The organism is Herpetosiphon giganteus, assembly GCF_016907925.1.
GTDB classification, from domain to species: Bacteria; Chloroflexota; Chloroflexia; order Chloroflexales; family Herpetosiphonaceae; genus Herpetosiphon; species Herpetosiphon giganteus.
Genome location: NZ_JAFBCZ010000005.1, coordinates 29,946 through 51,956, shown reverse-complemented (window position 1 = coordinate 51,956; position 22,011 = coordinate 29,946). Strand labels below are relative to the sequence as shown.

Here is a 22,011-nt window from a genome sequence, read left to right as displayed (position 1 = left end):
AATCAAACACTCATTGTTTGGTACAGACCCAAAGCCAGCGATGGCTGATTGGGGTTGGTTCGGTCAGCACGAAACAATCGTACACGGCCTCTATTGTAAACCCGTTTGCCCGTAAAAGTTGCTCTAATGTGGCTTGGCTATAGCCGCGTTCAGCATGCTGCTCGCTAAATCGTTCAAACAAGCCATCATCGCGCTGAGCAAAACCAGTTAATTGCAACCACGAGATGCAGCGTTCTGGCTCGAATTGTGAATGCATAATATGCACGTAGCCATCGCGCTCGTCGATTTCGACTGGTTGCCAAACATGCTCCAAAAAATAGGGCGTGTTAATATCGAAAATCCAGCGCCCACCAGGCTCCAGCGCTGCCGCCACACAGCCAAAAGTAGCATTCAAATCGCTTGCTTCAAGCAAATAATTCAGGCTATCATAAAAACAGGTGACTAATTGCACTGGCTGGCTGACCTGCCAATCGCGCATATCGGCGCGGCGAAAGCGAATTGAGCGTTGCTGAGTAACATCGCCACGAGCCTTGCGTTGGGCAACGCGCAGCATCTCGCGCGAGGCATCAATGCCCAATACATCCCAGCCCAAATCGGCATGCATCAAGGCCAACGTGCCCGTGCCACACGCCAAATCGATCATCGAATGGCCAGGCACTGGGTGCAATTCCAGCACACGCTGCAAATAATCAAACATCAAGACGCTAAAATGGAGCTGCCCGTCATCATAGTAACGGGCATAATCGTTGTACATCATTCATTTATTCCATCTAGGCAAACGGCGCTTATTCTGCAAGCATTTTGCGATCAAAGCGCACGATATTTTCAACATACTTGGCCAAAATATCAACTTCGATATTGACCGTATCGCCAACCTGCTGCTGGCCAATAATCGCCCAAGCTTGGGTGTGGGCAATAATCGCCAAGCCAAAACTATCGTCAGTGGTGCGGGTAATCGTCAAGCTCGTGCCATCAACTGCAATAAAGCCTTTTTCGACGATATAGCGCATCAAACTTGGCGCAACCCGAATCGTAATTGCCTTGGATTCGCCCTCTGGCTCGATGGCGATAATTTCGCCAGTACCATCGACGTGGCCTTGCACATAATGGCCGCCCATCCGTCGCCCAGCGGCCAACGCGCGCTCTAAATTAACTGCGCTACCAACCTTGAGTTGGCCCAAATTGGTGCGGCGCAAGGTTTCAGGTGCTAAACCAACCTCAAACCAATCGGCTTCAAAGGCAGTTACGGTTAAACAAACGCCATTGACTGCAATGCTATCGCCCAATTGGGCATCGCTGGTTGCCACATTACAGCCGATGCGCAAGCTATTATCGCGCTCAAGGCCCGTATTCGCCACCAGAATTGTGCCAATTTCTTCGATAATACCTGTAAACATTGTATATTCCCTTTAGTAAGAACATAGAGCATAGAGCATAGAGCATAAATTTAATTATACTTCATCAATAATTTATAATCACTATGCATAGCATAATTATTAAATAGAGTAAAGAATATTTATAATTTAAGCAGATTCATTCTATGTTCTATGTTCTATCATCCCAATACACTATCCAACAAGGCGGCATTGGTTTTTTCGGCTTCGTTGAGCGTATCGTTGGCTTTGCGTAATTCTTCGCCAAGCAATTCCATTTGGGCACGAATTTCATCAAAGCTCTTCGAATGTAAAATAATATCGGTTATGCGCACTTCAAGGCTTTGTTGTTCGTGCATAAACGAAAGCATTGCATCAATTTCGCCAATCACGGTTTGGAACATATCGATTTTACCAGTCAGCACGTGCAGAATATATTCTTCGATTGTGCCGCGTAAAATCAAGGTATAAATTTCAACAGGCCGTTCTTGACCATAGCGATGCACCCGCCCAATCCGTTGCTCAATCCGCATTGGATTCCATGGCAAGTCGTAATTAACCAAGCGATGACAGAATTGTAAGTTAAGCCCTTGACCGCCACTCTCGGTTGATAAAAAGACTTGGGCTTTGCCATCGCGGAAACGCTCGACCGCACTGCGTTTTTGCATGCCGCTCAGGCCACCGTGAAAGAGCACCGATTCGACTCCGTGATCAGCCAAGAAATCGCGCAGGAATTCCAAGGTTGCCACAAACTCGGTATACACGATAATTTTGCTATCATCGTTTTTGACAATTTTCAATAAAGTGCGAGCTTTGGATGGAATCTGCATCTCATCAACGATTTTAAGTAAGCGATCCAATTCGCCGCTATCAGCACCATCCATTTTGCCCAAGCGTGCGGTCATTGCGCCACGTAACGTATGGCCAACAGCGCGCGGACTAGAAGTCATTTCTTTGAGCAACGTCATGAGCACTAAAACCAATTTTGAAACAACGACTTTGCCATCGATACTTTGCAATACAATTTCGCCTTCAACATAGCGTTGATAGATATGTTTGCAAAATCGCACCATTGCATCGTGAAAATCGTGCTCATCATCGGTTAATTCAATTTCATGATGATGAATTAAGCGTGGTGGTAATTCGGTGAGGGTATTTGAACGCCGATTACGAATCATCACTTCGTTAAGCAACGCCCGCAAATGATCAACATTACGTGCATGGCGACGATCTTCCATAAATAATTTTTGGAATTGACGAGGCCCTTTGAGGTGGCCAGGTCGCGCAACCGTAATCAAGTTATACAATTCGCGCAGCTCATTTTGAACTGGAGTTGCTGAGAGCAATAAACAATGTTTACGATTTAAGTTGAAAACAAATTTATAGCGCCCAGTTCGGTGATTTTTGAGCATATGACATTCATCAATCACCAACATATCCCACGTTCGATCGGTCAAAGCTTTACGATAGGCACCCTTGGCGCGATCAATTGAGCCAACGACCAACGGATATTGGGCAATATCAGTATCATCGCCTAAACGATGAAAATTCATGCCAAACTTATCGTGCATTTCTTCGAGCCATTGCTCAGAAAGCGGTGCTGGAGTCAAAATCAAACATGTGCGAATCATTTCGCGCAAGTGATATTCTTTGATGATCAAGCCAGCTTCGATGGTTTTCCCCAAACCAACTTCATCGGCCAAAATTGCGTTGCCATGCATTTCGCCCAAAACGCGTCGCACAGCGCGCAATTGATATTCCTTGGCATCAATCGCGGCGTATTCGAGCGAAAGCAAGTGATCGAAGCCACCTTTGAGCGTATAATGTTCAGCTTGTTCGCGCACAGCCCAACGATCAGCTGGCGTAACGTGGCCACTCAGCAAGCGCGCGCGTTCGCCATCGGTTGGCGGTCGAAAACGCAATTCATTCAAAATTGGCGGCAAGGCTTGCAAGCGCGGCGGCGCAGCCACCGGAATCTGCGGGCGAGTTGCCCGAGTATTGGGCGTTAATGCTGCTTCAAAATCGGCGCGGATCAAATATTCATCTACTTCAAAGCCCAAATGCAATACATCTGCTTCAATTTCAGGCTGATCAATCTCAGGCAGTGCTTGCACAAGTTGCGCTAGCTCAAAGGCTGGCTCAGGCAAGCTCGCCAAAATCTCAAGATAGCGCTGGCGGCGTAATTCTTCCATTGATATGAACCTATTTTCTACTGATTTGGCTTCTGGTCGTGAGCGGCTTCGCTTAAGCGTAAACGCGCTAAGGGCAACAATAAACTGGCATGGCTGCGTGGATCAAGCTCGGCTGCACGGCGCAAAAAGGCTACCGCTTCGGTTGGCCGCCCTTGATCGAGTGCGTCGGCTCCATAGGTCAAATAGAGTTCGACCAACTGCGGGTCGCTGGCCAATTGCACATAGATTGCCTCGGCTGGGCCATCGCCAGCGTTGGTTGGCAGTTCGGCCAACTCTGCTTGTTCGGCTTCGATTTCCTCGGCGCTCATACGGGCGGTGCGTGGAGCTGAGCGGCGTTGCGCCTTAATTTCTTCTTGGGCTTGACGCGCCACATCGGCAGCAACGCTGACCGCACTCACCACCCGTCGCTTGGAGCGGGTGTAGCTGAAATTCACAATTGGCAAATCGCTGAGCGGGCCATTATCCATTTCCCATTCGCTGAGCAATTGCTCGGCGCGTTCGGCAATTTGGTCGAAGCACTCGCGGGTCAAGGGCGTATGGTTGAAACCGCCAACCCGAGCCACATACAACAAGCCGCGGCCATCAACCACGCCACCTGCATTCCACAACAATTCGAGCAAGCGCGTGGCTTGATCGGGGTTCATCGGCGTGCGGTTGAAGGCAGCATTTGCTCGTTCAACATCACCAAAATCACTATACAACGGCATCAGCAGATCGAGGCCAGCTCGCATCAACGATTCATCGTTGGTCTGATCGAAAATGGTTTCGAGCATGCCTACAATGTTGTGCTTGAGCAAGCGCGGATCGCGCTCATCAAACCACGAATCGGTTTGTTCTTGGGCTTTTTGGGGAGTCAAACGGCTAAATGCTGCCTCTAAGCCTTTGAAACGCACCGACCAAAAAGCCTCCAAGGGCTTGACATCCTCGCCTGCCAGCCAATCCAAATACCACCAGCGTTGCTCTGGAGTTAAGGTTTTATAGGAAGCGACGGCATAGGTTGGCGGCGTTGGGGCATTCCATGGTTCGGGCGAGCTTGGTTGCTTAATCGGCAAACTGCGAATCAACACCGCATCGGGCGAGGTATTTTGGCGGCCACTCCAATAGGAAAAAACATCCCATTCGTTTTTGACGACTTTAACCCCAGGCACTTTTTGAATGCGATTCAACTTTTGCTCTAAGATCTCCTCTTCTTCCTCGGTCATCACATATTCAGCAGAGCCAGAGAGATCGAATTGAACCACACCACCATCGCCCTTGAGAATGCCATCGAGCAATTCGAGGCCATCGAGCGGCGTGCTGCCTTTTTTGTTGGAGCGCACTTGCTCTTGGGCAGCTGCGGCTAAACCGCGAATAAAGCTAGCGGCATCGGAGCGATCGAATAAAAAGACCCCTTGCGAAAGCTCCAAGGCACGGGCAACCCACATCACCAAGGTATCGCTATAGTTCAGTGCAACCGGCATGGTTGGCGTTTGCTCAACCATGGTGCGAATAACGGTGGTCTGATGGCGCTCGCCCCAACGATCAGCAATATCGCGCATAGCTTGTTCGATCGCAGCGCGTTTGCCGCCTAAACCACGGCCAAGCTTGAAATTACAACGTGAAGCAATATCAAAAAGCAACGGGCCACTGGCTTCGATCGAGGCCAAGGCAAAACAGCGAATCAACACATCGGCGGGAATTGCATTTGAGGGAGTAAAAATGGTCAACCACTCGCCTAATAAATCTGCTTGCGAAGCGGCATAGGCCAAGGTCAAAACATTGCCAATTGAGCTTTGGGCCACCGCATCGTTGGCGCTTGAATCGTACAACTGGCGCATGGCCGTAATCGCCTCATCGCGGCGCGTTGTGGTTAATTCGGCGCATAAGGCATACAGCCGCATAATGCGAAACAGTTGGATTGCGCAACTCTCGTCGCCCGCCAACCATGCAATATAATTCCAGCGTTGTTCTGGGGTTAATGAGGCATAGGTCGGCGAATAGGTAAAATAGCCGCCCCACGTTACCCGCCCGCCCGTTGGCCGCATCACCGGAAAACGCACCAAATCGAGCATAATCCGCGTATCCAACATGAAACGCCCAGGCTGTTGATTAATATGTACTCCAACCAACGAACGGATACTCTCAGCCATCCGCTCAAATGTAGCCCGATCTTCAGCAGAAAGTGTACGTTGTGGAATAGCGCGAGTAGTGCGTGCCATCGTGGATTATGTCACCTCAAATTTAAACATCAGCGCTTATTGTAGCATATTTCTAGCTGGCCGTCAGAATTCGCTCTCTCGGGGATTGAACAAATTTATTCAGGCTGCAAGCCAAGCGCAACCATTGGATAGGCTGCATTCGGCAGCCACAACACCCGCACGCGATAGCCTTCGTATTCGATAACTTGCCCAAGTGTTGCTGCTAGCTCAAGCGCTGGCACGCTGCTGCTAACCCAAAAACTTAATTCAACGCGCGCTGCTTGGCCAGCGCTGGCCGGATAATATTCACCAAGCGTAATCGTTAAATAGCCATCGCCAACGCTCGTCTTGGGCGGCGCAATCAAAAGTTGTTCATCAGTTAAAGAGGCAATTGGCAAGTTTGGCGCTTGCTCAGCGGTCAAACGAATTGCTACCTGAATTGATTGTTGCTCAATCGCCAGCAATTGCACTTGATAATTGGCGACATTAATTGTTTGATCAAGCCAGAGTTCGCTATGATAATTAAAGATCGCTGGCGTGGTTAAAAAGCGAATCCGCACGCCAATTGGTTGTTTTGGCTCAGTTGAACTATATAAAATTTGCAAAACCCCAAGGTTCAGGCCTGAGATTTGGAAATCGGTGCCTTCGCGTAAGGTCACAAGCGTCGCTTGATCAAGATTTAGCATCGTGGAGGGTTCCTCTTCTTGGTCGGCAAGCGGGTCTTGGGCACTTTGACAACCAACCATCAATACCATAAACAGACTCAATAGCCAGCAAAAACGCATGCAGCGTACTCCAATTAATCAATTGGATTGGTCACCACCGAATTAAACACCTGATCAAGATCAGCATAATTCACAATGATTGGAGGTTCGTTCCACGACCATGGATTGCGCAAGCTAACCCGATTGCGCTGTTGATCAACGTGGCTCACATAGTAGGCATGTTTGGGTTGCAAGTGTTTATTGACGAAGGCCGCTTGATTTACTAAGGGATTTTCAGGCTCGTGGGTGCCAAAAATAATCGCTTGGTTGCTGTTATGTAGCTCGGCGAGCTGGCGCATACTATAGGTTTGCGGATCAGCAAGCACGCTCGGCTGGCCAGTAATCGCCTCTAAAACATCGGCGGGGTTGCCACCCCGATTGAGCGTGCTATACAGCTCAATTGGATCGCTGCTTTGGCTCAAAAATTGGCCATAGGCTTTTTCCATAATTGCTGGCCACAATTCACGTTTGCCATTGAGCATTTCTTGATTTTCGTAAATATAGGGCTGCGTGCCATCGGCCAGCACTGGAAACTCAGCAGTAACCGTAATTTTGACTTGATCATAGCCATTATCGAGCCAATTATTCAAGCGATTGAAACGATTATTCGATTCGCGCTGGTAAAAAGTGACGGTGTAAGTGCCATCGCCGTTATCTTCAATCGCGTTGCGAATCACATCGGGGTTGTGTTGGGCAATTGCCGCCAGCGAAGCCACCACAAAACAATCGCCAATCTGGCCTTGATCAGCATCGCTGGGATGAATACCTTGGCGCATATCAGCGCCGCCAGCCACATACAATTGGCCTTCAACGCGGCGCATTTCGCTAATTTCAAGATAGGTCGTTTGATCAGTGGTTTGGTTGAGCACAAGCTGCGTGCGAAACAAACGCGCTGCTTCGTCCTCGGCAGTATGCATCAGGCCGCTTACTTCAAGGCTCAGCTGTTGAGCGGTGCGCAAAACGGTGCTTAAACGCTGGATGGCAGGCACAAGCTGGGTCTGATATTCGTTGGCAAATTTTACTACCGCCGCGCCCTGCCATGCGCCAGCAATCAAGCGCTCAGCAACCTGCTCCAATTGCTGGCGCAACCAGCTAACCCGCTCAGCCAAACGCTGAAACCGCAGGCTAATCTGCTGCATTCGATCATAATCAATTTGCACAATTGGGGCTGCCATCGCAGAATCCTTCTCGATGTGGGCCAATGCACAGAAAACCTGATTGCACCGCCCTCAATTCATCACAGCCCCACTATACCCCACAATCGCAGCCCCTGAATTAAAGGCTAGATTAAGATTTATGCGCCAAACGTCGCACCTGCGCTGGCTGATAGATCGTCGCCAGCATGCTCAGGCTAAACAGCAGGGCCGCCAAGCCATGCAGGCTTGCGCCAAACACCAGCAACCAACGTGCCAATGCCACGCCCGCCACCAAACCAGCCCAACCAAGATCAATCAGCAAGACCGCGCTAATTGCCAAAACGACTTGCCAATTGGCAACTCCGGCGAGGCCCAATGGCCGCCCCATAAAGCGCGGCAGCATAAAATAGGCCATGCCATAAATTAAAATCGTCGCAAAGCCAGCTAAATTCGATTCAACATGGATTGGACGAAGTTGCGCGCCCAAAGCCCGATCAAAGGCAAAGCTAATCCCAAAGCCGATGCCAACCGCCAAATAGAAAACCGCAGCTCGAATGCACCACATAGTCAAAGGCCCAATGCGGCGCGGTTGCACGATGCTCAATTGATTTGCTTGCTTGGCGGTGACGGTTGCTAAGGCTGGAATCAACAACCACACACAGCAACAAAGCGCACACAAAACCAAGCTCGCGCCAAGCGCAAACAAGGCTGGCAGATCAAAGCCCAAGCCAAGCACAATGCTCAGCAAGCCAACGTGATGCAAGCCCAAGCCCACCCGCAACCAGCCTGGATTGCGCGGCGCTTGGCCCGACCAACGCGGCAATACATGACAGCCAACCCCGATAATCATCAACATCATCCAGCCAAGGGTCAGCAAATGCTCGGCGCTCAACAGCCAGCGGGCATGAATTAAGCCAAATTCACGGGCAAGAATTAAGCTCAGGGCCAGCAGTAAACTTGCGCCAGAGGTTTTGGTCGCGAGGGTCGAGAGCCGATCGATCTGTTGTTGCTGTGGCGAAGCAGGCATGCTTGGGCGCAATTTGGGGCTGCGCAAGAGTTGGAGAATATTCGCCATAAACAACCAACTGCCCAGCCACTCCAAGCCCAAGCCAAGCCGATAGCTCAGTTGGCTATACCACACGAGGCCGCTACTGGCCAACACCACGCCCAAGCTCCAAACCAACCAGTGCAATTCAAGCCAGGCTGGTTTGGGGAAGTTGCGGCCACTAAATACCGGAGTTGTATGATAATTAACCGCAAAAATACTACAGCTGATCCAGCCATAGAGCAGCAGATGCACCCAAGCATCCCAGCGCTGCGGGCCAGCAGCCGTCAAAGCCAAATGCACAAGCGTAGCCAGCAACAACGCTGCGAGACCACTAAGCCAAAATAATTTACTATGCCGCGCCATACAAATTCTCCATAAACGAGCAAATCTAAGGCTAGTTTATGCAGAAAGCGTATTTAGCGCAGCGATATTTCTCACATGGCGTTATGCTTAGTGACCGTTGGAAACAGGCCAGCTCGGCGTTGATGACAGCTGAAATAAATCAATTCGCTACTGGTGGCTTGAATTGAACGGGCAGCACCCCGCGGGATACAGATAATCGAGCCAGCGCCAATCGGCTGCTGCACCTGATCGATCTCCAACATTCCTGTGCCTTCAAGCACCAACAGCAACACATCAACTTCGTTATTTTGATGCTTGGGAATGCCATCGCCAAGCCGAAAACGCAGCAAATTAAGGTTCAATTGCTCGGTCGTGTAGCTCCACAACGGCCCGTCAATTTCGGTTTGGCTGCGCAGTTGAGCCAAATCCAGCGGCGCAAACGTACCAACAATCAATTGCGAAAGTAATGCATGCATTGGGCAAATTCCTTGTACTATGATGTGAGCGTTCTAGTGCAACGAGGATACTACAGATGGATCGAAATGCCTTATTTGCCCATGTCAGTTTCACCCGCGATCTATCGCCACCAATTATTGCTGCGTTGAGCAGCCATGCCTATGAACAAACCGTCGAACGTGGCAGCATTATCACGCTTGAGGGTGAGCCAGCCAGCGCTATGTATTTGCTGTATAGCGGGCGCATCAAGGTTGTGCGCCATTCAATCGAAGGCCGAGAGCATATTTTACACTTGGTCGAGGCCAATGATCATTTTAATACGGTGCCGATGTTTCGTGAGCCGCGCTGCCCCGCCACCAGCGAAGCCCTAGTCAGCAGCCAATTATTAGCAATTCCACGTGAGCATATTCGCCAAGTTGCCCAACAATATCCTGAATTAGCCTTGGCGATCTTGGGCGAGTTTGCCAATCGTTTGCATAGTTTGGTTGGCTTGATTGAAAATTTGGCGCTGCATACAGTCAACGGGCGCTTAGCGCGTTTGTTGTTGCAACAGGCCAGCCTAGCCGAACACAACCCGCAGTTAGCGCCACTCACTCAGGCCGAAATGGCGGCTCACATTGGCTCAGTACGCGAGATGGTTGGGCGGGCGCTCAAGGCTTTTGATGCTCAAGGCTTGATTCGGCTTGATCGCGGCATGATCGAAATTATCGATCCCCAAGGTTTAGCTGCCCAAGCTGAGCTTTAGTCAATGGCTGGCTGCTTGGCGCAAAACGAATTGCAAACGAACGACTGATTGCCTCAGTTGGGCAGGCAGCTTCGCAACGATCGCAGAAGGTGCAGGCTTCGGGCTTGCTCAAAATTGCTTGCTGTTGCTCAAGCGTCACCGCGTTGGTTGGGCAAACAGTTTCACAAACTCCACAGGCAACACAGCGTTGCAAATTGATCACTGGCAAAAACATCATCAACTCCGATCGTTCGCTGGCAGCGCGAGCCAAAACCCGCGCTGCCAGCTCAATTGATGCTCGTTTAGTTTTTGGGGTCGCCATCGCCTGCTTGGAAGAGGCCTAAGGCTCCTCGGCCCACAAAGTTGAAAGCGTGGGTCACGATTGGATACAAGCCATCTTCAGCGGTACGAAATTCGACAATTGCGCCTTGGGCTGGGGCTAAATCGACAGCCTGCGAGCCATAGCCATTGGCAGTTTCAGGCCGTAATTGGACTCCTTCTTTGATCACGGTGTTGAAAATTGTGCCAACCACGTGGAATGAGCTATCGATACTTGGGCCTGCATTCAGCACAAACACCCGCACACTGCCACCAGTTTTGACTTCGATTGGATGATCTTTGTATTGGTTGGCAACGCCGTTGAACACAACGTACTCAGGCGCTGGCGCTGCCGAAGCAGCTTTTTCGAGGCTCACCAAATCGCCTTGCGGGCCGAGATACCATTCGCTTTGCACCAAGGCAACTTCGTGATCAACTGCGGGCAAGCCTTCCTTGGGTTCAACAATCACCATCCCATACATCCCATTGGCAATGTGATGCAGCGCTGGAGTTGTGCCACAGTGATACATCCAAACCCCAGCATAATTGGCTTTCCACTCGTAAACTTTATCTTCGCCAACATTGATCGAGGTCATTTCGTCGTTCCAAGCAACCTCGCTAGAGTGGAAGTCGATCGAGTGTGGCACTTCGTTCGAGCTTGGGTTTTTCAGATGAATCCGCACGGTATCGCCAACTTTGACCCGAATGACGGGGCCGGGCACGGTTCCCCCAAACGTCCACACATGCTGCACATAGCCAGGAGCCACGGTCATATCTTTTTCTTCAACCACCAAATCAATCTCGTGGACGGTGCCTTCGAGCACAGCTGGAGCTTTGGCATCGTACAACATATATTCTGGAGCCGACTCATCGGCGGCAATATCGCTCTCTGGCGCTGGCCCGCTATGGTCGTCCATCATGGTTGGCGTGACGGCAGCATTAGCCGAGGCAACCTGAATCGTGCCTTTCATGCCAGCGGCTTCGTGGCCAGGCACGGCGCAAATAAAGCTCAGACCTTCGGCGGGAACCGTCACGTCGGCAGTCACCGTTTCCTTGCTATTGGCACTAATTTTGGTGCCGTCAGGCAAGGTTATGTCGTGGGGAATCACGCCATCGTTGACTAATTTGATCGTATAGAGGCCAGCACTTGGCACGGTTAGATTCTGGGGCTTGAAGCCCATTTCAAATGAATGAATTTCGAGCACTACTTGGCTGGTTTGTGGACTCGTTTGCTGGCTCACCGCTTGGCTTTCTGGACTATGTGAAGCAGTTGGTGAGAGCGAATACGTGCGACTTACTTGGTCGCCACAGGCGGCAATACTGGTTAATAACAGGCTAAAAATCACTACCATAGTGAATGATCGGCGGTTCATTGCGACGCTCCTTGCTTGAAAGCGAACCATCAATCGATGCTGGGAATCGCCAGTGATCGATATGCAATTTGGATTGGGCCAGCCGTTGTAATTACATAGCGCTAGCTTAGAACCACCACAACGCCTTGGCTGTGACTTTTCTCGCATGGTCTGAAGATAGGCCGCTTGTGAGAAAAGTCGCTGCTGGGCAGCCAGCGATCGGCTATCGTAGGCTCAGCTTTATTTTTGCAAGGAGCAATATGATGCAAGCAACAAGCTTAACGCCCGATGTGATCGCCGAAACGACTTTAGCCAGTTTGGCCGATGCGAACCCCGATGTGATGGCCGTTTTACGTCAGCATGGCTTTGATTTATGTTGCGGTGGCGGCCTAAGCCTCAGCCAAGCAGCCCAAGCCCATAACGTCGAGCTTGCGCCAATCGTAGCCGATCTACGCGCGATTCTGGCCAAAGAAGCCTAGTTTGCAAAGGAGCCAAGACCATGCCAACCCTTGCTCGTTACTATATTCGCACCGCATTTGTCTGGCTGGTCTTGGCCTTCGCGATTGGCATCGCCATGCTCACCAGCCAGCTTTGGGCGCTGAAAACCAATCCCTTGGCGGCTTTACAAATTGTGTTTTATCACGCCTTGATGGTTGGCTGGGTCACTCAATTAATCGTTGGTGTGGCGATTTGGCTGTTTCCGGTGCATACCCGCGAGCAGCCACGAGGCAACGAAAAAGTAGCATGGGCCGCCTATGCTACGTTCAACCTTGGGCTTGGGCTGCGCAGTATTGTTGAACCAATGTTGCAATGGGCACCAAGCGGCCTCGTCAAATGGACGGTTGTCGGCGCGGCCTGCCTGCAAGTCGCCGCCTTGTGGTTAGTGTTGTTGATGCTTTGGCCACGAGTCAAAGCCAAAGTGAGCAAAGCCAAATAGTGCAGAGGTGCAATCATGCCAAAATTTAGTATCTTCAGCATTCGCGCCAGCTTGCTCTATTTGGTGATTGGTGGCAGCGTTGGCGGCATTATGTTGGTCAGCAAGGCAATTGGGTTTTTGCCTTGGATTTGGTATTGGCGCACGGCCCACATTCACGCCATGCTGGTGGGCTGGTTGCTCAACCTCATTTTTGGGGTGGCTTTTTGGATTTTGCCACGGCTTGATGCCCATGGCTGGCGTGGCTCGCCATGGTTGGTTTGGTTGGCCAGCGGTTTGTTGCATAGCGCGCTGGCAGTGCTAGTTTGGGCCAGTATTTGGCCGTGGTCGGCAGCAATCGCAATCGCCAGCAGCCTCGAATGCCTTGCAGCAATTGCCATTGCTTGGCATTGCTGGCCACGTTTACAGCCATTAATCATCGAACCAAGGCCAGCCCAAAACAAGTAAAGTTGATTAACCCAGCTTCGTGCGCTTCGTATCCTTCGTAGTTAAAAATGCATGATCCTATATTTAGCTACCAGACTGGCCGCTGAACCCTAGCCTCTGCTCCCTCATTTGAAATTGTCATCTTGACACTACTGATCATTGTGTTAGAATGACAATATTAGGGGCGTTTGCTGCGTCCCGCTCTTTTTCTCACGATTTATAGTGTCAAAATGACACTAATCGCATATTAACCCAATGGAGGGTCATCATGGCCGTCATCGCAGCCGAAGCAATTGGTGTGGCACACGAACGTGCCGAGGACTATGCAGGGCTATCAATCGCAGAATTGGATCAACGGATTGCTAAGGCTAAGGCCAAATTGGGCGAGCGGTTGGTCATTCTGGGCCATCACTATCAACGTGATGATGTGGTTAAGCATGCCGATTTGAGCGGCGATTCCTACGGGCTTTCGGTTGATGCCCGCAAAGCTGCCGCCGAATATATCGTCTTTTGTGGCGTTCACTTCATGGCCGAAAGCGCCGATATTCTTGGGCGCGACGACCAAACCGTGATTCTGCCCGACCATACTGCTGGCTGTTCGATGGCCGATATGGCCGACATCGAACAACTTGAAGAAGTTTGGGAGGAGCTTGACGAAATTTTGGGCGATGCAGAAGCTCAGGTCATGCCAATTACCTATGTCAATTCAACTGCCGCCGTCAAGGCCTTTGTTGGCGAACATGGCGGCGCATGCTGCACCTCATCCAACGCCGAGCCAATTGTGCGTTGGGCCAAAAGCTTGCGCCCCAAAATGCTGTTCCTGCCCGACCAGCACCTTGGCCGCTATACAGCTTTTGCCAAACTTGGCATTCCGCTCGATAAAATGTTGGTCTGGAATCCCAATTTGCGCTATGGTGGGCATACGCCAGAGGCAATTCGCGAGGCCGAAGTCTTGCTTTGGGCTGGTCACTGCTCAGTGCATGCGCAATTCCGCCCAGCCTATATCAAAGCATGGCGCGAAAAACACCCCGAAATTAATGTGATTGTGCACCCAGAATGCACCTTGGGTGTGACCAACGAAGCCGATTATGTTGGCTCAACTGCCTATATCATCAAAACGATCAACGAAGCTCCAGCAGGCAGTATGTGGGCAGTCGGAACCGAAATCAACCTTGTCAATCGTTTGCAAAGCAATAATCCCGATAAAACGATTGTCTCGGTTTCGCCATTTGCCTGTCTTTGCTCAACCATGTATCGGATCGATCCCGAGGAATTGTGCTGGGTTTTAGAGAATTTGGTCGAGGGCAAGGTGGTTAATCAAATTGCTGTGCCAACCGCGATCAAACAAAAAGCCCGCTTGGCCTTGGAACGTATGTTGGAAATCGCTGGCAATTAACATTCCCTCACCCCCTCGCCCGCGCCACGAGAGATTGGGAGCACCCGTTTTTACTGATGAATGCGAACGAACCACACACAAAAGCCCCTCGCCCGTTGGACGGGAGAGGGGTTAGGGTGAGGGGCTTTTGCTTAGGCATTAACCAGCTTGCGGCGCAGCGCAATAATCTCGGTCTCGGTAATCAGGGCCACCAAAATGGCTTGCGCAATCAAGAAGCCATAGCCCCAAACGGTTGGCTCGAAGGTTGGCCCAACAATCAGCCAAATGCTTTCAGCCAGCCACAATCCATTGACCACCACCACAAACCACGCTGCCGCACGGCTAATCGTTGGGCGAAACGATAACCAAACCAACCACGTCACCCAAGGAATCAAGCCCAAGCCGACATACCATAAAAAGCTGCTTGGCAAGCCAAAAAACTGAGCGAGCGGTTGATTCAGGCCAAGCAAGCCGAGCATCAAGGTTCCAGCGCTTACGCCATCAAATCGAATCGCATAGCGTAATAATTGAGGGTGTTGTAACCAACGCATAGCATCACTCCTTAGCAGAAACTCATATCCCAACAGTGTCAGGTTTCAAAACCTAGTTGCAGCATAGGCGCTGATAGTTGTTGGCACAATTACCTCAGAGGTAATCGTGGCAACTACCCAATTTGTGCTAAGATGCGGCTATGAAACAAGCAGCAATTGGTTCACTCATCCGTACGTGGCGGCAGCGTCGCCATCTGAGCCAGCTTGATCTGGCCAGCGATGCCAATATTTCGACCAAACACTTGAGTTTTTTGGAAACTGGGCGCTCGCAGCCAAGCCGAGATATGCTGTTGCACTTGGCCGAACACCTCGAAGTGCCGCTGCGCGAGCAAAATGTGCTGTTGGTGGCGGCAGGCTTTGCGCCGTTATTCAGTGAGCGCTCGCTTGATGATGATGATTTAGATCCTGCACGTGAGGCAATTCAGCATGTTTTACACGGCCACGAGCCATATCCGGCGATTGCGATTAATCGCCATTGGCAGATGGTTATGGCCAATAATTGTATTGATTATTTTCTGGCAGGGGTGGCAAGCGAATTGTTAACTCCGCCAGTTAATGTGCTGCGCTTGAGCTTACATCCTCAGGGCTTAGCGCCGCAAATCGTCAATTTGGCGGCCTGGAAAGCCCATTTATTGGCTCGTTTACGCCATCAAATCGAGCTAACCGCTGATGCCTCGTTGAGCGAACTCTACCAAGAATTGGCGGCTTATCCCACCAACCAAGCGCATTCCACGCCGATTCCGGCCTACCACGAAACCATGGATATTGCCTTGCCCTTTGCGTTGAGCACCCCACACGGCGTGCTCAGCTTTTTCAGCACAACTATGGTTTTTGGCACGCCAATCGATGTAACGGTTTCTGAATTGGCGATCGAGGCTTTTTTTCCCGCCAATGCTGCCAGCGCCGAACTGCTGCGCCAACTCCATGCCGCCAAAACCAGCTAACGAGGAGCAATTAATGGCAACGAAACATCCACGCCTAAGCCTAGCCAAATCCGAAAACACGCCTGCTGTACCAATTTCAGCTGCTTATTGGGTGCTGCCAGGTCGCTTACTTGCTGGCGAACATCCAATGTTGCAGGATCAAGAACCATTGCATGTGCGCTTGCAACGCTTCAGTGCAGCAAATATCAGCCTTTTTATTGACCTGACTGAGCAGGACGAAACCCATGAGCTTGGCGATTATCTGGCTGCATTCAACCAAGGGCAGTTGAATACGCAACCAGTGCCGGTTCGCTACCATGCGCCGATTCCCGATATGCAGATTCCATCAATCGCGCAGATGCAGGCGATTCTGGCGCGGATTATTGTTGCACTCGACCAGCAACAAACCGTGTATGTGCATTGCTGGGGTGGCTTGGGCCGTACTGGCACGGTGCTTGGCTGTTTGTTGGTGCACCATGGCTGGGAATATGCAGAAGCCTTGGCTCACATTGCTGCGTTACGCCAAGGCTCCCGTGATGAGCGTTATCCATCGCCCAGCAACGATCTCCAACGCCAGTTCGTCGCCGATTGGCGCAAGCAAATCGTTTAGGCTATTTGGGCTGGGTTAGGCTGAAAATATTGCCAAACGGATCTTTGAAGGTGGCTTCGATGCCATAAAATTGATCTTGTGGTGGAGCCACAAATTCAACGCCGCGCTCTTTGAATTCGTTATAGCTCGCATCGCAATCGTCAGTTTGGAAAACGCCCGGCCCAACCACGCCAGTGTGTAATAAGTCGCGCATTTGAGCCACAATTTCATTGCTCATCATCGTGCCGCCCTCTTTGACTTCAAACAGCACAATATCAAGCTCAGGCTGGTTTTTGGGGCCAACCGTCAACCAGCGAAAACCATTATCCAACTTCATATCCATACGCACATCAAAACCTAATTTATTTACGTAAAAATCATAGGCCAAATCATGGTCAAGCACGTAAATGGTGGCATGCGAAAGTTTGGTAATCATTGTTGCTCCTAACACATTCGAACATTCGTTCATAACCTGAGTATACAGGAAGCAGCAGCAGAAAACTTCTTGAAAATTGCGCAGCTAGTTGACGCGTTGCAAACCAAGCCCAAAAATCGTGCGATAGCAGCCAGGGATAAAATGGCGCGGCAGGCTCATGCCTTGAAAATGGCGGCGGCGATAGTGGCTCGGCGCATGGCCAGTGCTGCGTTGAAAGAGGCTACTAAACGAGCCAAGGCTTTGAAACCCAACTGCAAAGCAAACCTCAGTCACCGATAAATTGCTGTTAATCAGCAAATCGCGAGCGCGTTCAAGGCGGCGTTGAATTAAATATTGGTGCGGGGTAATTTCAAAGTTGCGCTGAAAGAGGCGTAAAAAATGATAGTGCGAAAAGCCAATCTGCTCGGCGATGTCAGGCAATTCTAATGGGGCTGCATACGCTCCATCGATATATTGGCGCGATTGCCAAACGAGCTGCGTTGTTGACGGTACAAGAACGTGCATAAGCCTCCCAAATATAGTTAGTATAGCAGATTGCAGCCCAAAATCAACACATTCGTTCTAGCATAACTGAATTAAGTCAAACGAAGAGGAGGTGCTTCCAAGAGTCGGTTGTTTATGATCCCCTCACCCCAACTCCTCTCCCGTGTGCGGGCGAGGGGCTTTAACGCGGTGGTTGTTGCATGATTTGGTGGTGAAAACGGGTGCTCCCCCTCGCCCGCGTTTTCGTGGGAGAGGGGGTTGGCTTTCAAGGGTCGGTTGGTAAGATCCCCTCACCCGTGTGCGGGCGAGGGGCTTTAACGCGGTGGTTGTTGCATGATTTGGTGGTGAAAACGGGTGCTCCCCCTCGCCCGCGTTTTCGTGGGAGAGGGGGCTGGGGGGTGAGGGAACAGCTCTTTTTCTAGCGCAATACAAAGACCTTGCCACCAGAGCCAGGCACTTCGATTGTGGCAACGCCTTCTGGCGTTTCGCGATCGTAGTTATAGACCCATTCGTGCCACAAACCACCAACTGGGAAATGCACATCGAGGTATTGCAGGGTAATGCCAAAATTGACCACCACAATCACATGCTCGCTGCCATCATCGGCCCAGCGGTAGTAGGCCAACAACTTGCGCTCTGCATCGACTGCAATTGGCTGAATATTGTTGCCAACCAAGGCCTTCGATGAGGTGCGCAATTGGATCATGCCCCGATAAAATGCGTGCAAATCGCTGCCTTCGGGCGTTTCCAAAAGCTCCCACTTCAGCACGTTCTTATCAATTGTGCGTTCGGTATCCATGCCAAATTCTTGGCCATGGTAGAGCATTGGCACGCCAGCAGCAGTAAACAGCACAATCGCACCCAAGCGCGATTTCAAGTAGGCAGTTTCGCGGCTAATATTGCCATTGGTTTGGGCTTCGTAAATAATCCGCTGCTCGTCATGCGATTCAAGATAATTGATCGCTTGCGCATTATCGCTATAGCCAGCATTACGAAAATCAATAATGCCCATCGTTGCTTCAACATTGCCATATTGATTGCCTTCGAAATCGCCCTCGCGCAAGTTAGCAAACATTTGCGAATGGAACGAGCGATGCCACGACGAATCCATATCGGTGTTGAGCACCATACCAGTGTAATCTTTGAGATTTTCGGCAATCAAATAGACATGCTGCTTGACTTGGCGTGCTTGCCAGCCCAAGAACGAAACCCCGTTCTCGCCATCGAAGCCAATGCCTTCTGCATGATCGTAGCGAAACCCATCGACATGCATATCGCTCAGCCAATATTGCTGCACATCGCTCATCAATTGCTTGACTGCTTCGTTCCAGTGGTTCAAATCGGGGAAGCCCCACGGGTTGCCATCGCTGCTGAAGAACGGGCTTTGATCGTAAGGATACAAATAATTAATTGGGCTTGAGTGATCGACATGATTAAACACCACATCCAAAATCACGCCAATGCCATGTTGGTGCGCCGTATCGATCAGTTCGCGCAAATCGGCGGGCGTGCCATAGGTTGATTCAGGCGCGAAAAAGTAGGCGGGATTGTAGCCCCACGAACGGTCGCCTGGAAACTCAAACAACGGCATCAGTTCAAGCGCATTCACGCCTAAATCCTGCAAATACGGAATGCGCTCAGTGACCGCTTTGAATGTTCCAGCCTCGCTAAAATCGCCAACGTGAATTTCGTAAATCACCAATTCATTGAGTGGACGAATGCCAAAATCAGCATCGTGCCATTCGTAGGCTGGCTCGCCAACGTGGATAATTGCTTGCGGTTGATCGCCGCCAGCCCAGCGCAATTCACGGGCATAGGGATCGCCGATGATCGTTTCGCCATCGACGACAAATTGATAGGCATGTTCGCCAGGCGTTAAATTCTCTTTGATAATCCACCAAACGCCACGATCCGAGATACTTAACGGGTCGGCGGTTTGGTCCCAATCGTTAAACGAGCCAATCAGGTGGACGCTCTGCTTCCACGGTGCATACAGGGCAAAGGCAACCTTGCCATTCCCTTGATCGTGCGCACCCATCCAAACCCCATCGGGCAAACTAGCAACAGTTGGTGAAGCGTCAGCATTGGCTTCGCTATGCATAAATGTGAACCTCATTGGCTACCTAAGGAGCTAGCTAATACTCTAGCTTATATTTCTGAACCCCATCTATAGCAGAGGCTATGCCACAAAACCACAACCAGGCAATCAATTAATTCCAATTTGCTGGCCTAAGATCAGGTCGCGACCTGATGCCAAGCAGCTTGATGATAGTTAGACTAGCTATACGCCCGCCACAGCATCGATTTAATAGGAGTGAACCAATGATGTTGCACGCCAGCAACGAACCAGCCCTTGACGACGGGCTGCAACGTTATCTTAATGAAATTGCTGAAACTCCACTCCTAGCAGCAGAAGAGGAGCAAAAGCTAACCCAGATTGTTCACGTGGCTCGTCAAGCCCAACCATCAGCAGCTTGTCGGATTGAACGCTGCCCAAGTTGCGCCCTTTTTGAGCAATGCGTCAGCAAGCTTCGCGAGCCTGCCCACGAACAACTGGTGCGCGCTAATTTGCGCTTAGTCGTCAGCATTGCCAAACGCTATCGCGGCTTTGGCCTGCCCTTCCAAGATTTAATCCAAGAGGGCAATATTGGCCTCATGAATGCGATTGAGCGTTTCGATGCCACCAAAGGCGTGCGCTTCTCGACCTATGCAACCTGGTGGATTCGCCAAGCGATTACCCGTTCGTTGGCCAATCAAGGCCGTCTGATTCGCTTGCCCGTCCATCGCTGGGAACTGTTGATCAAAGTGCGGCGGGTTGAAACCAAATTGCTGCAAGCCCTTGGCCGCGAGCCAAGCGCCCACGAAATTAGCACCGCCTTGGGCGTGCCAGAAGAGAAAATTTGCGATTTACTCAGCATCGCACAAGTGCCAATTTCGCTGGCAACCCCAAAAAATGAAGAAACCGATATGTTGCTTGGCGATAGTTTGCCCGACGAAGATTGGGAAGATGAGCTTGAATGTTTGCTGACCAGCATCGATGCCCAATATACACGGGCTATGCTCAACCAACTTTCTGAGCAAGAGCAAGAGGTATTGACCCTGCGCTATGGTCTGAACGATGGCAAAAGTCGTTCGCTCTCTGAAGTTGGCGCAGTTGTCGGGCGCACGCGGCAGCGCATTCAACAAATTGAGGCTGGCGCATTGCAAGTGTTGCGCACCCATTTATCGCAGTAAGCGAGCTTAATCGATGAACAGCTCTTTAATGGTCGCAGGATTCCTCACCGTGCTGATGGCCGTAGCCCACAGCGTTATGGGCGAGCGCTTAATCTTGCGTCCATTAGCGCGCCAAATCCAAACAACTCCCAATAAACTACTGCAATCGCGCTTGCCGACGCTACGCTTTACCTGGCACATCACCAGCATTTTAGGCTTGGCAATGGCATGGCTCTTTTTTGATTGCGCCCAGCAAACCAACCTTGCAGCAAGCCACATCACACTGCTGCGCACCAGTTCAATTGCCTTTTTGCTCTGTTTTGGCGTGGCCTTGATTGGCTCACGCGCCAAACATCCCTCGTGGCTGGTATTTTTAATTATTGCTGGCTTGACATGGCTTAGCACCACCTAACCTCCCAAAATCAGCTATACTTATCAGCACAATTGAGCTAGAGAATAGGTACGTTGTATGTCGCAGATCTTGAGTGCTGATTTTTATCAACGCCATTCGTTGCTGGTTGCGCGTGAGCTTTTGGGCTGTACGCTGGTACGGCGCTTGGCCAGTGGCGAAGAATTACGTGGGCGAATTGTTGAAACCGAAGCCTATACGCCTGATGATCCTTCGTGCCATGCCCACCGCCGCAACACCCCCCGCGCCCGTTCAATGTTCGCATTGGGTGGCATTAGTTATGTCTACATTATTTATGGCATCTATCATTGCTTAAATGTGGTAACCCAAGCGCTCGATGAAGGCGCGGCGGTGTTGATTCGGGCGGTTGAGCCAGTGGCGGGGATTGCAACCATGGCCGAACTTGCCCAAAAAGATCTGGCGAAACCATTGCGGATTGCCAGCGGGCCGGGCATGCTCTGTCGCGCCATGGCTATCGACAAGCGACTTGATGGCGTTGATGTCTGTTCAAGTGCGGCTGGGTTGTGGGTTGAACAAGGCCCAACGTTGGCTGATAGTGCAATTATCCAAACCCCACGGATTGGAATTAACAGCGATCCGCATACGGTTGCTGCGCCATGGCGTTTGATTGTAGCCGATTCATTGGCCCTGAGTGGCACACGGCGGCAAAATACTGGCCAAATCTATCAACCACAGCCGCATTGGTTCCAAAACGAAGCTATCTAGCTATTTTAAAAGCCATTTGACACAAATCGCCCTTTTATGTCATTATAAGGCAGTCGTGGTATAG

24 protein-coding genes are annotated in these 22,011 nt (G+C 50.8%); 10 read left to right on the top strand and 14 right to left on the bottom strand.

The window, feature by feature from the left end; translation table 11 throughout:
- Window positions 1-10: 10 nt before the first annotated feature.
- The 8 genes from JOD20_RS05965 to JOD20_RS05930 form a co-directional block, all read right to left on the bottom strand.
- Window positions 11-757: a class I SAM-dependent DNA methyltransferase gene (locus JOD20_RS05965; RefSeq protein WP_204754385.1), complete on the bottom strand. Its 747-nt coding sequence runs from the start codon at window positions 755-757 to the stop codon at window positions 11-13.
- Between the two features lie 28 nt (window positions 758-785).
- Window positions 786-1,397, bottom strand: a complete 612-nt coding sequence (locus JOD20_RS05960; protein ID WP_204754384.1) for a riboflavin synthase — start codon at window positions 1,395-1,397, stop codon at window positions 786-788.
- A gap of 158 nt (window positions 1,398-1,555) precedes the next feature.
- Complete coding sequence (locus JOD20_RS05955) at window positions 1,556-3,565, bottom strand: DEAD/DEAH box helicase (protein ID WP_204754383.1); 2,010 nt, start codon at window positions 3,563-3,565, stop codon at window positions 1,556-1,558.
- A 17-nt stretch (window positions 3,566-3,582) separates the two neighbouring features.
- On the bottom strand, window positions 3,583-5,763 hold the full coding sequence (locus JOD20_RS05950) for a hypothetical protein (RefSeq protein WP_204754382.1): 2,181 nt from the start codon (window positions 5,761-5,763) through the stop codon (window positions 3,583-3,585).
- Window positions 5,764-5,858: 95 nt separating this feature from the next.
- The gene (locus JOD20_RS05945) at window positions 5,859-6,527 is read right to left on the bottom strand and encodes a hypothetical protein (RefSeq protein WP_204754381.1); all 669 of its coding nucleotides are present in this window, start codon (window positions 6,525-6,527) and stop codon (window positions 5,859-5,861) included.
- Between the two features lie 14 nt (window positions 6,528-6,541).
- Entirely contained in the window at window positions 6,542-7,681 is a 1,140-nt protein-coding gene (locus tag JOD20_RS05940; RefSeq protein ID WP_204754380.1) for a WXG100 family type VII secretion target, read from the bottom strand.
- A gap of 112 nt (window positions 7,682-7,793) precedes the next feature.
- Window positions 7,794-9,053, bottom strand: coding sequence for a hypothetical protein (locus tag JOD20_RS05935; RefSeq protein ID WP_204754379.1), 1,260 nt, complete (start codon window positions 9,051-9,053; stop codon window positions 7,794-7,796).
- A gap of 71 nt (window positions 9,054-9,124) precedes the next feature.
- Window positions 9,125-9,508, bottom strand: coding sequence for a cupin domain-containing protein (locus JOD20_RS05930; protein ID WP_204754378.1), 384 nt, complete (start codon window positions 9,506-9,508; stop codon window positions 9,125-9,127).
- A 56-nt stretch (window positions 9,509-9,564) separates the two neighbouring features.
- On the opposite strand from JOD20_RS05930, the gene JOD20_RS05925 reads away from it, so the two are divergent.
- Window positions 9,565-10,233 (top strand): Crp/Fnr family transcriptional regulator, encoded by a 669-nt coding sequence (locus JOD20_RS05925; protein WP_204754377.1) that lies wholly within the window; start codon window positions 9,565-9,567, stop codon window positions 10,231-10,233.
- Here the strand turns inward: JOD20_RS05925 and JOD20_RS05920 are convergent.
- Both JOD20_RS05920 and JOD20_RS05915 read right to left on the bottom strand, forming a co-directional pair.
- On the bottom strand, window positions 10,193-10,534 hold the full coding sequence (locus tag JOD20_RS05920) for an ATP-binding protein (RefSeq protein ID WP_239583745.1): 342 nt from the start codon (window positions 10,532-10,534) through the stop codon (window positions 10,193-10,195). The genes JOD20_RS05925 and JOD20_RS05920 overlap by 41 nt on opposite strands.
- Window positions 10,515-11,903: a multicopper oxidase domain-containing protein gene (locus JOD20_RS05915; protein WP_204754376.1), complete on the bottom strand. Its 1,389-nt coding sequence runs from the start codon at window positions 11,901-11,903 to the stop codon at window positions 10,515-10,517. Before JOD20_RS05915 ends, JOD20_RS05920 begins: the two co-directional genes overlap by 20 nt.
- A 239-nt stretch (window positions 11,904-12,142) precedes the next feature.
- Between JOD20_RS05915 and JOD20_RS05910 the strand changes: the two genes are divergently transcribed.
- From JOD20_RS05910 to nadA, 4 genes are all read left to right on the top strand, one after another.
- Window positions 12,143-12,361 carry a DUF542 domain-containing protein gene (locus JOD20_RS05910; RefSeq protein ID WP_204754375.1) on the top strand — a complete coding sequence of 73 codons (219 nt, stop codon included), beginning with the start codon at window positions 12,143-12,145 and terminating at the stop codon, window positions 12,359-12,361.
- Window positions 12,362-12,381: 20 nt separating this feature from the next.
- A complete protein-coding gene (locus JOD20_RS05905) occupies window positions 12,382-12,819 on the top strand; it encodes a hypothetical protein (protein WP_204754374.1) in 438 nt (145 codons plus the stop codon).
- Between the two features lie 15 nt (window positions 12,820-12,834).
- Window positions 12,835-13,263: a heme-copper oxidase family protein gene (locus JOD20_RS05900; protein WP_204754373.1), complete on the top strand. Its 429-nt coding sequence runs from the start codon at window positions 12,835-12,837 to the stop codon at window positions 13,261-13,263.
- Window positions 13,264-13,510: 247 nt separating this feature from the next.
- Window positions 13,511-14,638, top strand: a complete 1,128-nt coding sequence (gene nadA / locus JOD20_RS05895) for a quinolinate synthase NadA (protein WP_239583744.1) — start codon at window positions 13,511-13,513, stop codon at window positions 14,636-14,638.
- 131 nt (window positions 14,639-14,769) lie between these two features.
- Here the strand turns inward: nadA and JOD20_RS05890 are convergent, their stop codons facing one another.
- Window positions 14,770-15,168: a hypothetical protein gene (locus JOD20_RS05890; RefSeq protein WP_204754372.1), complete on the bottom strand. Its 399-nt coding sequence runs from the start codon at window positions 15,166-15,168 to the stop codon at window positions 14,770-14,772.
- 140 nt (window positions 15,169-15,308) lie between these two features.
- Here JOD20_RS05890 and JOD20_RS05885 point away from each other — a divergent pair, with 140 nt between their 5' ends.
- Both JOD20_RS05885 and JOD20_RS05880 read left to right on the top strand, forming a co-directional pair.
- A complete protein-coding gene (locus JOD20_RS05885; protein WP_204754371.1) occupies window positions 15,309-16,112 on the top strand; it encodes a helix-turn-helix domain-containing protein in 804 nt (267 codons plus the stop codon).
- Between the two features lie 13 nt (window positions 16,113-16,125).
- Complete coding sequence (locus JOD20_RS05880) at window positions 16,126-16,701, top strand: protein-tyrosine phosphatase family protein (protein ID WP_204754370.1); 576 nt, start codon at window positions 16,126-16,128, stop codon at window positions 16,699-16,701.
- 1 nt (window position 16,702) lies between these two features.
- Here JOD20_RS05880 and JOD20_RS05875 read toward each other — a convergent pair whose 3' ends face one another.
- The 3 genes from JOD20_RS05875 to JOD20_RS05865 form a co-directional block, all read right to left on the bottom strand.
- Window positions 16,703-17,116 carry a VOC family protein gene (locus JOD20_RS05875; protein WP_204754369.1) on the bottom strand — a complete coding sequence of 138 codons (414 nt, stop codon included), beginning with the start codon at window positions 17,114-17,116 and terminating at the stop codon, window positions 16,703-16,705.
- A gap of 84 nt (window positions 17,117-17,200) precedes the next feature.
- On the bottom strand, window positions 17,201-17,620 hold the full coding sequence (locus tag JOD20_RS05870) for a helix-turn-helix domain-containing protein (protein WP_204754368.1): 420 nt from the start codon (window positions 17,618-17,620) through the stop codon (window positions 17,201-17,203).
- Window positions 17,621-18,017: 397 nt separating this feature from the next.
- Complete coding sequence (locus JOD20_RS05865) at window positions 18,018-19,700, bottom strand: alpha-amylase family glycosyl hydrolase (RefSeq protein ID WP_204754367.1); 1,683 nt, start codon at window positions 19,698-19,700, stop codon at window positions 18,018-18,020.
- Between the two features lie 221 nt (window positions 19,701-19,921).
- Here JOD20_RS05865 and JOD20_RS05860 point away from each other — a divergent pair, with 221 nt between their 5' ends.
- Genes JOD20_RS05860 through JOD20_RS05850 form a run of 3 tightly spaced genes read left to right on the top strand, consistent with a single transcriptional unit; the run spans window position 19,922 to window position 21,947 of the window.
- Window positions 19,922-20,833: a sigma-70 family RNA polymerase sigma factor gene (locus JOD20_RS05860; protein WP_204754561.1), complete on the top strand. Its 912-nt coding sequence runs from the start codon at window positions 19,922-19,924 to the stop codon at window positions 20,831-20,833.
- A 13-nt stretch (window positions 20,834-20,846) separates the two neighbouring features.
- The gene (locus tag JOD20_RS05855; protein ID WP_204754366.1) at window positions 20,847-21,224 is read left to right on the top strand and encodes a hypothetical protein; all 378 of its coding nucleotides are present in this window, start codon (window positions 20,847-20,849) and stop codon (window positions 21,222-21,224) included.
- Window positions 21,225-21,281: 57 nt separating this feature from the next.
- Window positions 21,282-21,947: a DNA-3-methyladenine glycosylase gene (locus JOD20_RS05850; RefSeq protein WP_204754365.1), complete on the top strand. Its 666-nt coding sequence runs from the start codon at window positions 21,282-21,284 to the stop codon at window positions 21,945-21,947.
- Window positions 21,948-22,011 lie beyond the last annotated feature (64 nt).